The 13,407-nt window shown below is 55.9% G+C and carries 6 protein-coding genes; 3 read left to right on the forward strand and 3 right to left on the reverse strand.

All coding sequences use genetic code 11. The annotated features are described in order from the left end of the window. Positions 1–38 precede the first annotated feature (38 nt). The 3 genes from fes to RS889_RS08230 are packed head-to-tail and all read left to right on the forward strand — an operon-like array spanning position 39 to position 10,230. Positions 39–1,340, forward strand: coding sequence for an enterochelin esterase (gene fes, locus RS889_RS08220; RefSeq protein ID WP_315710195.1), 1,302 nt, complete (start codon positions 39–41; stop codon positions 1,338–1,340). Positions 1,341–1,369: 29 nt separating this feature from the next. Beyond that, on the forward strand, positions 1,370–1,597 hold the full coding sequence (locus tag RS889_RS08225) for an MbtH family protein (protein ID WP_315710196.1): 228 nt from the start codon (positions 1,370–1,372) through the stop codon (positions 1,595–1,597). Positions 1,598–1,656: 59 nt separating this feature from the next. Then, a complete protein-coding gene (locus tag RS889_RS08230) occupies positions 1,657–10,230 on the forward strand; it encodes a non-ribosomal peptide synthetase (protein WP_315710197.1) in 8,574 nt (2,857 codons plus the stop codon). A 133-nt stretch (positions 10,231–10,363) separates the two neighbouring features. Here RS889_RS08230 and RS889_RS08235 read toward each other — a convergent pair whose 3' ends face one another. From RS889_RS08235 to fepD, 3 genes are read right to left on the reverse strand one after another with little or no spacing between them, the layout of a single operon-like run. After that, complete coding sequence (locus tag RS889_RS08235; protein WP_315710198.1) at positions 10,364–11,176, reverse strand: ABC transporter ATP-binding protein; 813 nt, start codon at positions 11,174–11,176, stop codon at positions 10,364–10,366. Between the two features lie 24 nt (positions 11,177–11,200). After that, positions 11,201–12,235, reverse strand: coding sequence for an iron-enterobactin ABC transporter permease (gene fepG / locus RS889_RS08240; protein ID WP_315710199.1), 1,035 nt, complete (start codon positions 12,233–12,235; stop codon positions 11,201–11,203). Positions 12,236–12,246: 11 nt separating this feature from the next. After that, on the reverse strand, positions 12,247–13,254 hold the full coding sequence (gene fepD, locus RS889_RS08245) for a Fe(3+)-siderophore ABC transporter permease (protein ID WP_315710954.1): 1,008 nt from the start codon (positions 13,252–13,254) through the stop codon (positions 12,247–12,249). Positions 13,255–13,407 lie beyond the last annotated feature (153 nt).

Raw genomic sequence — 13,407 nt, forward strand, 5'->3', positions numbered from 1 at the left:
GTAAGCAAATTGAAGAGGCCATAACCTGGGAGGTTTACATGTCAGAAACGCAGTCGTCGGGTTGCGCAGCAGAACTCATTTCATCGCCGACGGCGGGGGTGGAAAACTGGTGGCGTGGTATCGCCAGTATGGGTACGCCGTTAGTGGAATCATTGGATGGGAAACGAGTGCGAGTGACGTTCTTTTGGCGCGATCCTGCCGGAGATGAACGGCAGTCCGCCATTCAGCAGGTTTACATTGATGTCAACGGTGTTACTGACCACCACAGTTTTCAGCCGCAAAGTTTGCAGCGTCTGGCCGGAACGGATGTCTGGTATTGGTCACTGGATATTGAAAATGATTGGCGCGGAAGTTACAGCTTGATTCCGATTACCGGGAAGCAATTGCCGCCGGCGTTTAGCGGTGATCATCAACAACGTTGCCAGCAACAACGCGAGTGGTGGTGCTCATTGTTTCCGCATGCCATTGCCGATCCGCTTAATCCACTACAACCACATCTCACCCATTGGGGCGAGTCTCTTTCTGCGGCTCATATGCCGTATGCCCCGCCTCAACAGGCATGGCTGGCATTGGATCAGGGGCAAGCAACCGCGCCGGACCGTCGGCGGTTGCAGATTTTTCAATGGGAAAGCCTACAACTGCGTAATCAGCGACGTATCTGGCTGTATAGCACGGGTGATACTGAACTACTGGCGCAGCGCCCACTGGTTATTGTGTTGGATGGACAGAACTGGGCCGAGGAAATACCACTGTACTCCGCACTGGAGGTAGAAACGGCCAATGGCCAGTTACCGCCAGCAGTTTGGTTATTCATTGATGTGATTGACATGGATTGTCGTGAGCGGGAGCTGACGTGCAACGCAAATTTCTGGCAGGCCGTTCAGACCGAGCTGCTGCCGTTAGCGGCACAGCACACCTCTTTTAGCGATGATCCGCAGCGAACCGTGGTAGCCGGCCAAAGTTATGGTGGCCTGGCGGCGCTGTATGCCGGTTTGCACTGGCCACACCGATTTGGTCGGGTGCTGACCCAATCCGGTTCGTTCTGGTGGCCGAATCTGAAGTTCATCACCCAGTTTAACGCGTGCGACAGTCATGAACCCGGTTGGCTGGTGGAACAGGTACGACAAGGTGTCGGCGCGCAAACGCCACTGACCATCTTTCAGGAAGCGGGTGATCGTGAACAAGATATTGATTTTGTCAATCAGCAGATGAACCAGGCTCTGGTCGCCGCCGGACATCGGGTGAATTACCGCGTCTACGCCGGTGGTCATGATGCGCTCTGCTGGCGCGGTGGCCTGATTGATGGCACTCGCTGGTTGCTGGCTGATGTGGCCGGATAGGAATGAAACCAACAGATGAGGTGATATGAATGCATCAGGAACAGCAAAACCCGTTTGATGATGAAAGCTTGGTCTTTTCAGTGCTGATGAATGAACGTCGGCAATACAGCCTGTGGCCGGTATTCGCGGCATTACCCACGGGGTGGGAAAGGATATTCGGACCACAATCGCGAGCGTCTTGTATTGAGTACATCGAAAATCACTGGCTCGACATGCGACCGGCTGACCTGAAAACCATATCGGTGACTGAACGCTGAAAGCGTGAATCATCAGCCGGTATTGCGATATTTCCCCGTTGCGAAGTAAGGAAAACAACGTGTCTGAAACAATGTTAACGCCTGATGTTCAGGCGGAATATCTGGAACTGCCCCTGATTGCCGCCCAGCCTGGCATCTGGATTGCTGATCAAATCGCTAGCCAACGTAATACGTTTACTGTGGCGCATGCTGTTGAATTGTGCGGGAGTCTGGATCGTCGCTGTCTTGATGCCGCCATTCGTCAGGGATTGGCGGAGGCGGATACGGTTCATGCCTGTTTTTATCTGGACGATGAGGGTACGCCGTTACAGCGCATTCCCCGACGATGGACGCCGCAGCAGGTTATCGCCCCGGAATGGCTGGACGTGAGTCAAGAGGCGGAAGGCGAGGCTACCGCACGTGCGCTGATGGCTGACGACCTCGCCGCTGAACTGTCGGCTGATGGGCAGCGTCCGTTATATCGTCAGGTCGTGATACGCGTTTCAGACTATCCCGAACGCTGGTTTTGGTATCAGCGCTTCCATCATCTGCAATTGGATGGTTTCGCTTTTGATGCGCTGACCCGACGTATTGTGGATATCTATAATGCGCTGTGTCGCGGACGACAACCCGCCGACACGCCATTTGTCCCATTCGTGCGGGTGGTAGAGGAATATCAGCACTGGCAGAACACACCGGCTTATCAATGCGCCGCTGCATTCTGGCAGCAACATGCCAGTGACTTACCCACGCCAGTCTCGCTGGCGACAGAAGTATGCGATCCGGTACCTGAAGGAACCCGCACGCTACATCAACATTTATCAGTCGATGCGTCACTGTTTGATGCACTGAAATGCGATACGCGGTTACAGCAGGTACAGCCGGCAGAGATCGTGATGGCGGCGTTATATGTCTACCTCTACCGAATGAGCGGGGAATCACGTTTGTCGGTGGGTTTCCCATTTATGCGGCGTATGGGTTCGGAGGCGTTATGCGCCACGGGCCCAGTGGTTAACGTATTGCCGCTGCAACTGACTCTGCAACCGGATATGACGCTGATCGACGTTACACTGGCATTGGTGCGTGAGATCAAGACGGTACGTCTCCATCAACGTTATGAGGCGGAACAACTGCGGCGTGACCTTGGCCTGGTGGGCAGCAGCCAAGAATTGTATGGCCCGGTTATCAATTTCAAGATCTATAACACTGAACTGCGGCTGAATGGGGTACCTGCCGTCACTCATACATTAGCGATGGGGCCGATCGACGATCTGGAATTTGAGCTCGGTTTCCATGACGGCACACTTCATCTGGAGCTGGTGGCCAATCCGACACGTTATGATCGGCAGACGCTGCAATGGCATGCCGAGCGTATCGATTACCTGCTGCATCAATTGGTGCAGCAACCACAACAGGCGATTGGTCTACTGCCATTGATCAACGACGCTGAGCGACAGCGTGTTGCTGGTTGGGGCAGCGGTCCACTCCTGAGTATGCCTTCCGGCGTGGAATCCGTACTGGATATGTTTTTACAGCAGGTAGTAAAACAGCCGGATGCGGTAGCGTTGATCTGTGGCGATGAGCGGCTCAGCTACCAGGAGTTGTCGGCCAGAGTGATGCGGCTGGCGAGGGTATTGATAGATCAGGGCGTGGGATCTGAAGATGTGGTGGCGATCGGTATTCCTCGCTCGGTGGATTCTCTGGTGGCTATTTTCGGTGTACTGGCCAGCGGTGCCGCCTATATGCCGTTGGATCTGGATTATCCACGAGAACGTCTGATGCTGATGTGCGAGGATGCCAGACCGGTGCTGCTGCTGACGTATCGAGCGGTTGCGCCGCAACTGCCGGAACTGTCGCAGAGGTTATATCTGGATGATGCTGTGGTACGGGCTGCATGTGATGCCATGTCGCCGTTACCGGTGAGCAATGCCGAACGTCGTGAAACTCTGCGCAGCGAACATCTGGCCTACATGATCTATACCTCTGGTTCAACCGGACGGCCGAAAGGGGTGATGAGCACTCACGGTGGGTTGCTAAATCTGCTGCTTTCCCATGCCACCTTGCTGTTTGGTCCGGCGATTGAAAAATTTTCTCGGCAACACGGTCGTCGTATGCGCGCCGGTCATAGCGCGTCATTCTCGTTTGACTCGTCATGGGAACCGCTGTTTTGCCTGATGCTGGGCAGTGAACTGTGTATTTTCGATGAAGAGTTACGTCGTGATGCCTGGGCGCTGGTGCAGCACATGAAGCAGATGCCCATCGATTTACTGGATATCACACCCTCATTCTTATCACAGTTGATCGACAGCGGTTTGCTGGAACCTGACAATCACCAACCGGCCTTCATCATGATTGGCGGCGAAGCGGCCACACCACGGCTGTGGCAACTTATGCAGCAGCATCCGGAGATCGATATTCACAACTACTACGGGCCGTCGGAATATACCATCGACACATTGGGGGCCAGCATTCGGGTGGCGGATCAACCGGTAATCGGTCGACCGGTCGCCAATACTGAGGTCTGGTTGCTGGATCATCGTTTACAGCCGGTACCACCGGGTGTGGCGGGAGAGCTATACATCGCCGGCGCGGGGATCGCGCGGGGTTATCTGCGTCGTCCGGATCTGACGGCAGCTCGCTTTGTGGCCAATCCGTTCCGCTGCGGCGAGGTAATGTACCGTACCGGTGATCTGATGCGCTGGCGTAGCGATGGTCAGTTGGCATTTATCGGGCGGGTGGATCACCAGATTAAAGTTCGTGGTTTCCGGGTTGAGCTGGGCGAAGTGGAAAATGCGCTGGTTGCGCTACCGCAGGTCAGTACCGCGGTAGTTATTGCGGAATCGATAGGCGTCACACATCGATTGATTGGTTATTGCTCGGTGCCGGATGATGCTTTGCGCGCAACGGCGGATATTTCCGGCGGTCTGCTGGCGCAACTGGCGACGCAATTACCCGAGTATATGCTGCCGTCCGTACTGGTGGTGATGGAGACGTTACCGCTGACCGTCAACGGGAAAATCGACCGTCAGGCGTTGCCTCGGCCACAGCCGGTTGCTCTGACGCAGGGGCGTGAGGCGAAAAATGAGCAGGAAGCCCTGCTTTGCCAGTCGATTGCCGCGTTGCTGGGGCTGGAACGTATGGGAGCCGATGATGATTTCTTCGCCTTGGGCGGCGACAGTATTTCCGCTATGGGGTTGGGAACGTTATTGCGTCGGGCCGGCTGGCAGTTACGTCCACGGGAAATCTTTGCTCAACGAACTCCGGCACGGATGGTATTGGCGATGCAGCCGGTTGATGCGGGGAATACCCTGCCGTCGGTGCTGCAACAGGGCGCCATTGACGGACTGCCGATTTTGCACTGGTTTGCGCAACAACAGGGAGTCGATTGTTGTTTCGCACACGGTGTATTTTTACAGGTGCCGGCCGGGTTACAGCTAACGCATGTCGAGCAGGCGCTGGCCGCACTGACTACAGCGCATCCGGCATTAGCGGCGTTTACTCGCGACAATCGGCTGATTGTTGGTGAAACACCCCCGATTGAGGTCACGGCACGTGGTTGTGTATGGACAGTAACCGATGATCTGGCCTCCAGCGCGGAACTGGCGTTTGAAGCAGTCATCGAACAACTGGATTCTGCCGCCGGTCGGATGGTTCAGGCGGCGCTGCTGCAAGACGAACACCAGTCTTGCGGGTTGGTGCTGGTGATCCATCATCTGGTGGTGGATGGCGTGTCGTGGCGGGTACTGTTGCCCGAATTACAACAGGCATCAAATGCCGCAATGGCCGGGCAGGCTATCACGCTGGCGGCGGAAGAGTACTCCCTGCATGATTGGTCAGCCTATCTACAGGCGGATATGCCACGGCGGCGAGCTGAACTGCCATTCTGGCAGTCGATGCTGCAAGACGCGGTGCCGAGGCTGGGACACCGGGAGCTGGATCGTGAATACGATTGTCAGCACACACAGTGTGAAAAACGTCTTTTGCTGGGAACGGCGCAAACTGCGGCGTTGCTGGGGGTGCTGCCTCGCTACTATCGGGCCAGTGTCGAAGAAGTGCTGCTGTGTACATTGAGCATGGCATGCGCTCGGCGATATACAGTTTCCCAACTGCGTTTCACGCTGGAATCTCATGGGCGTATCGACGCCGGGCATGGTGTGGATCTGGCGCGTACGGTCGGCTGGCTGACGGCAGAATATCCGGTGCAGATTGGCTGGTCCACCGTGGGTGATGATCTGCCCTGGCAGGCTATCCGGGCGGTAAAGCGTGTTCTGCGGGCGGTGCCGGATCGCGGTATTGGCTACGGCGTGCTGCGTTATCTGGATACCGACAACGAAAATGTGCTGGCTACACTGGAGCGACAGTATGCGCCGGAAATCCTCTTCAACTACCTGGGGCGCTTTGCTGCCGGGGAGGGCGAATGGACGCCCCAGCGCACGCCACACCATTTCCGTGATGCGTTCGCGGTGGCGCAAGACCGTCAGATGCGTCTGGGCCATGCGCTGGAAGTGAATATTTTTGTTGATGAGCACCCGGAAGATTCCCGTCTGGCGATTAACTGGGGGTGGGCCGAGAGCATATTTACCGAACACGATATTGATGAACTGCATCGGGAAATGGCTCAGGCGGTGAATACGCTGCTGGCGTTCGCTCAACAGGATCCCCTGCGGGCGGCTGACACACTGGTTGCTGCGGACGTTGCTCTGCCGAGAGTAACGGACGACGATCTAGCCCAATTGACACGAACGTATGGACCATTGGCTGATGTGTTGCCAGTTCTGCCGCTACAACTCGGATTACTGTTTCATGCCCAGGTGTCTGAAACGGCGGGGAGTTATAATTCGCTAACCCGTCTGTCATTAAGCGGCTCGCTTCCGGCGGCGCATCTCAGTCGTGCGCTGGAAGCGGTGGTGCGCCATCACCCTCAGTTGGCGGCCCGTTTCGATACTGAACAGACGTTGACACCGTTACAGTTATTACCGTTACTGCGTGATGACACGGCTTACTGGTCGTTAGATGTGCAGTCGTTGCCGGCACTGGACACACAGAACGAGGCGGCAGCGTTGCTGGCGCTGGAAAAAGCGGAGCTGGCACGGGATCTGTTTCATCAACCGGGCGCCATGCTTCATGCACTGCTGGTTCAGCATGCCGATGAACCACGTTATACGCTGTTTCTTACCGCCCACCATCTGGTGGTGGATGGATGGTCGACACCGGTATTGTTGCGCGATCTGTTCACCGTATTACACCATGGCGAAGCCGCGCTGGATGCGCATTGTGTCAGCTATTCTGACGTTATTCGTCGACTGGTGGCACGAGATCGCGCCATTTCCCGTCAGCACTGGCAGAGCGTTTTGCAAGGTGTCCGTCCGACCCTGCTGTTTGGCGAGTCGGCGCCTACCAGTGAGGTCAGTGAACTGGAACTGTTGCTGGAACCCGCGCTCGAACAGGGGTTGGTAAGTTGTTGCCGGCAGCATGGGCTAACGCTCAATACCTTGATGCAGGGTATCTGGGGTGTGTTATTGAGTGCCTACAGCGGATTTGATGATGTCATTTTCGGCTCTCCGGTGTCGGGGCGCTTCGGTCAGATCGACGGTCTGGAGCAGCATGTCGGGTTATTCAGTAATACGCTGCCGGTACGAGTGCGACTGGATGTGCAACAATCGCTATTAAGCCAGCTATCCGGTTTGCAGGCTCAGCAAATTCAACTGATTGAGCATGATGATCTGGGTCTGGGAGAGATTCAGCAATTGGCTGGCAGCGGTACACTTTTTGATACCCTGTTGGTGGTGGAAAACTACCCTGATCATGGTGTACCCGGTGAAGGCGCGATGGGGGTACGTTGTGACGGTATCCACAACCGTGGTTACACCCATTATCCGTTGACTCTGCTGGTATTACCCGGCGAACGTTTGCGTCTGCTAATGGAGTATCGGGCGAACGTACCGCAGCCCCATCGTTTGGCGCAGCGCTTGTTGATGTTGCTGGAGCAACTGATTAGACGACCAGAAGTGCCGCTTAACGAATGGGCGCTACAGACTTCGGACGAGCAAGCGCTGCTGGCTACCATCAATCAGACCGATCATTCCGTTCCCGCAGGAACCCTGCATCAGGCTGTGGCCGCACAGGCGTACCGCACACCGGAACGTGTGGCGTTGGTAGACGGAGAACATCAACTGACTTACCGTCAGATGCGGATACAAACCCGTTTGCTGTCGGAACGATTGATGAGCGCCGGGGTGCGGCCGGGAGACATCGTGGCGGTGGCGTTGCCGCGTTCAGTACGGCTCAGTTTGGCGCTGATGGCGATTCTGGAAGCGGGTGCCGCCTGGTTGCCGCTGGATACGGGCTACCCTGATGATCGCCTGTCGTTAATGGTGAATGACGCTCAACCCCGGCTGATTATTACCGAAAGTCACTTACAGTCGCGTTTTGCGCCACTCGTCATGACACTGCTGTTGGATCAGCTGGCGGCGGAGGTGGATCCGCAGCCGGTATCATCAGTGGTGGCGGTGGACCCGCGACAGGCCGCTTATGTGATTTATACCTCCGGTTCAACCGGGCGTCCCAAAGGTGTGGTGGTTAGCCATCAGGCGATCGTTAATCGTTTGTGGTGGATGCAGGATTGTTACGCGCTCACTGACGATGATGTGGTATTGCAGAAAACGCCATGCAGCTTTGACGTATCGGTGTGGGAATTCTTCTGGCCGTTGATGACCGGCGCACGTCTGGTCATGGCGCCGCCGGAAGCGCATCGCGATCCGGATGCGCTGCTGCAACTGATTGCCGATTATGCCGTCACTACCCTGCATTTTGTGCCGTCAATGCTGGCCGCCTGGGTCGGCGCGCTGGAAATGCGCCAGCGTCGGGACGTTGGATGCGATAGCTTGAGGCGCGTATTTTGTAGCGGTGAAGCGCTGTCGCGAGATCTGGCAGAAAGTTATCAAGCGCTGGTTGCCGCGCCGTTGCATAACCTGTATGGCCCGACGGAAGCAGCCGTAGACGTTACATATCAGCCTGCGTCGGGTGACGCGCTGGCACGGTGTTATGCGCCAGGCGTTCCGATCGGGAAACCAGTATGGAATACCCGGTTATATATACTGGATCGCTATCTGCGCCCGGTTCCTGTTGGTGTCGCGGGTGATCTCTATCTGTGTGGTGTGCAACTGGCGGAAGGCTATTGGCGACGTCCAGATCTGACGGCGAGCCGTTTTATCGCCGATCCTTTTGCGTCAGGCGAACGGATGTATCGCACGGGTGATATCGCCCGCTGGCTGGATGACGGCGCGGTGGAATATCTTGGTCGTAGTGACGATCAGCTAAAAATCCGTGGACAACGCATCGAGCTGGGTGAAATCGAGCAGCAACTGCTGGCACAGTCCGGTATCGCACAGGTGGTGGTGTGCGCCCGGGAACTGGGGGAACACGGAAATCGCTTGCGTGGCGCGGATGCCCGCCAACTGATGGCATGGGTGATCCCGCAGGAAGGAATATCTCTGGATACTGATGCATTACATCAGGCGCTGGCGCGGCAATTACCTGCCCACATGCTGCCGGTCAGCTATGTGCAAATGGACAATTTCCCACTCAGCGCCAATGGCAAGCTGGATCGCAACGCGTTGCCAGCACCAGCCGCGCCACAGAATAGCGGACGTTTACCCAAATCGGACGGCGAACGTTTACTGGCGACGCTATTTGCCGATGTACTGGAACGCGAAACGGTCTTTGCTGATGACGATTTCTTCGCTTTGGGCGGTCATTCATTGTTGGCGATGCGTCTGGCGGCGGACATCCGTCGTCGTCTGAACCGGTCGTTATCCGTCGGGCAGATCATGGTGGCACGTAGCGTTGAAAATATCGCTGCACTGTTGGACGGCACGACGGATGCCGATTCAGCGGAAAACCGGGGGATGGGTGACATTCTGCCATTGCGCGCCGGTCGGGGACCGACACTATTCTGTCTGCATCCGGCATCGGGCTTTGCCTGGCAATATACGGGACTGCTGCGTTATCTGAGCGGACGTTATCCGCTGGTCGGCTTACAGTCGCCACGACCACAGGGTGGGATTGCCGATTGTGATTCGCTGGAGGAGATGTGCGAACGCTATCTGGCCACCATTCGTCACATTCAGCCACAGGGGCCGTATTTCCTGTTGGGGTATTCGCTGGGCGGTACGCTCGCTCACGGCATCGCCGCACGTTTAACGCAGGTTGGTGAACGGGTGGCTTTTCTGGGATTGCTGGATACCTATCCGGTGGAAGGGCAGGACTGGAGCGGGCCGAGTGAAGAGGAAGCGCGTCACGAAGTGGCGCGTGAACAGACAGCGTTTATGGCGGCGGCGGAAGAGGAAACCGATCCACAACTGCGCGCTGAAAAGGCTGCCATGTTCAACAGCATCGTGGCGAATTATAAGGATGCAGTGCGTCTGCTTTCGCAGGCCGCCACTCCGGATTATCACGGTGAAGCGACCCTGTTTGTGGCGACGCACACGCTACCTGCGGGAATGGATATTCAGTCAACCTGGGCACCGTATGTGAGCTCTCTGGCACTATATCCGCAGCCTTGTGAGCATGCTGATATCCTCTCCCCGGCATCGCTGGAGCGTCTGGGGCCGTTGCTGAATCGGTTGTTGGCGGAATATTCGGAACTGGCATAGTGGTGCTGACAATGGCCGGGTCGCGGGGGAACTCGTTTCCCGGCCATGTTTATAGCCAGCGTTAAACCGCTTTCTCGGGCCGTGGTGAGCGTTGTTCCGTGGTAACCCTCCAGCAAGAAAAACGGGAAGGTTTTCAGTCTGGCTGACTGCCGGGCGCGAAGTGATAGCGCCCGCATGGAACGATAAGCGGTGTGTGAGATACCGGGTCGTCAATGATGATACAGGACATGCCAAACACCTCCTTGACCAACTCCGCGTTAATGATATCGGTCGGTTTACCTTGGGCGATTACGCGTCCGGCATGCATTACGATCAGATGATCGGCATAACGACAGGCCTGATTTAGATCATGCAGTACGGCGATCAGTGTGCGGCCATGCTGTTGATTCAGCTCGCGGAACAAGTCCAACAAGTCAATCTGGTGTGTGATATCCAGCCAGGTCGTTGGTTCATCCAGCAGTAACAGCGGTGTCTGCTGCGCCAGTACCATGGCGACCCACACCCGCTGGCGTTGCCCACCGGATAATTCATCCACGTTGCGCTCGGCCAGCGCACTCACATTTGTCGCTATCATCGCTTGTTCGACCGCTTCCCTATCGGCTTGACTCCATTGACGAAGCAGACTCTGATGCGGATACCGACCACGAGCGACCAGATCAGTCACGGTAATGTTGTCTGGAACGATAGTGTGTTGCGGTAATAAACCAAGCTGACGTGCCAGAGCTTTGGTGGGGATCTGATGAATATTTTTCCCATCCAGCAACACTTCCCCCGCCTGTGGTTTTAGCAGTCGGCACAGTGCACGCAGCAGGGTCGATTTACCGCAAGCGTTGGGACCGATGATGACGCTGAACAGATTTTGTGGAATGGTCACGCTCAGGTCATTCGCAATGATTTTATTGTCATACCCAAGTGTCAGGTTTGAAGCGTGCAAGAGAGGTGGCATTGATGTTCTACTCTTCAGTGACGGTTAATGGCGTGATTCACGAATCAGCAGCCAGATCAGATAAATACCACCGATGCTGACGGTGACAGCCCCAACGGGTAGCTGCATATGGGTAAAAGTATGCTGGGCCACAATATCCGCGCTCAGTAGCAAAATGGCGCCAATCATAGCCGCCGAGGATAGGGGGATCGAACTGGCGCAGGTCAAGCGGCGTGCAATCTGTGGTGAGGCAAGTGCAATAAACGAAATGGGCCCGGCGGTGGCGGTCACTACGGCAGTCAGAATAATGCCAGACAACATCAGGCACAGGCGACTGGCTTCGGCATTGACACCCAGCGCACGTGCGCTGTCATCACCCATTTCCAGTAGTTGAAGGCGTTTAGCCATCAGCAATGCCGCGATGGTTGCCAGCGGTACCAACAGTAGTGCGGGCTGGCTTTTAGTCCAGGTGACGCCATTCAGTGTCCCTGCGCCCCATAGTGCGGCGGTCATTGCATGTTCCAACGAGCTGGTAATGATCAGCCAGGTGTTGAACGCGGTCAGAATGGCACCGATGGCAATGCCGACAATAATGAGTCGAAAACCGACGATGCCATCGCGCCAGGCCAGCAAATAAACCAGTACCGCCGTAATCATGCCGCCCAGTACCGCGCCGCCAGCGATTTGATAGTAGCTGCCATTGAGCAGGATAATGGTCGTCAGTGCGCCGGTATAGGCACCGGTGCTAAAGCCGACCACATCAGGACTTCCCAGCGGGTTACGAATGATCGACTGAAAAATGCCGCCACTGATGCCCAACCCTGCGCCTAACAGCAGCGCTATCACGGCGCGCGGTGCCCGCCACTGAGTAATCACGGTGATGATTCCAGGCTCACCCTGACCGGCGAAGGCTTGCCAGACCTGTAGAGGCGACAGTTGCAACGTGCCGTAGCTGATAGCCACTGTCAGCAGCAGCAGGCTTAACAGAATCAGCAGGCTGTTAATTAATAAAACACGTTTGGATAGGCGTCCGCAGATTATGTCCCGGGGCGTGCTGAAATACAGCGCTTTAGCAATCATGTCGTGTCTCCTCAGGCTTTACGCCGCCGTACCAGCCAGATCAGCACGGGAGCACCAATAAAGGCAGTAATGATTGAAACCCGCAGCTCCCCCGGCACCAACAGACGACCAACAATATCGGCGCTCAGCAGCAGGATAGGGGCGAACAGGAATGAGTAGAGCAGGATCCAGCGCTGATCCGGCCCAGCCCACCAGCGTGCGATATGGGGAATCATCAGCCCGACAAATCCGATAGGGCCGACCAACGCAGTGGCTGAACCACACAACAACATGATGGCGATGATGGAAACCAGCCGCACCAGAATCACCTGGATGCCTAATGCGGCGGCGAGATCTTCACCCATGCCGAGGGTGTTTAGTGACCGGGCCGCTATCAGTGCCAGTATGCTGCCGAGCAAAATGGCGGGAGTGACCAGCGCGATGTTGTGCATGGAGCGGATATCCAGCGTGCCAGCCTCCCATAAGCGGAGTTGATCAAACGCCTCGGGATTGAGCAGAGAAATAGATGATGTAATGCCCATCAATACGGCACTTAGCGCCACGCCGGCCAGTGTCAAACGTACCGGGTTGACACGACCTCCACTCAGCGTCCCGATAACCCACACCACCAGACTGGTGACAAACACGCCAGCCCAGGCAAAACCCAGCCATGACCCCATGCTGTTAATGCCAAACACGGTAATACCGATCACAATGGCAAAACTGGCCCCGGCATTCACACCGAGAATACCGGGATCGGCCAGCGGGTTGCGGGTCAGCGCCTGAATCACGGCGCCAGCGCCACCCAGCGCTATCCCGACGATAATACCGGCAAGAGTGCGAGGTAGCCGAGCAGCAAGAATAATCGTGCTGTCTGCGTTGGTTATCTGACCCGTCAGACTTGACCAGACCACATCCAGTGGAATGGATTTGGCACCCAGTATCAGGCTGGCGGCCACCACAACGACAATAATCAGTAAACACATCCCCACGCCATACTGGCGTCGCGTATGAACACGACAATATGAACGGGGGGGCATCGCGACAGCGTCATGATGAATCTGATGAAGTGGTATTCCCAATGACATTCTCTCTTCTATATAAATCTATATGATTATTATTATCATTAATGTTATTGATAAGCTATGGTAGCATGAGTTCTTCATCAAATACATTGACATAAACCTTGTATT

The sequence above is a fragment of the Brenneria uluponensis genome, from assembly GCF_032395385.1.
GTDB lineage: Bacteria > Pseudomonadota > Gammaproteobacteria > Enterobacterales > Enterobacteriaceae > Prodigiosinella > Prodigiosinella aquatilis.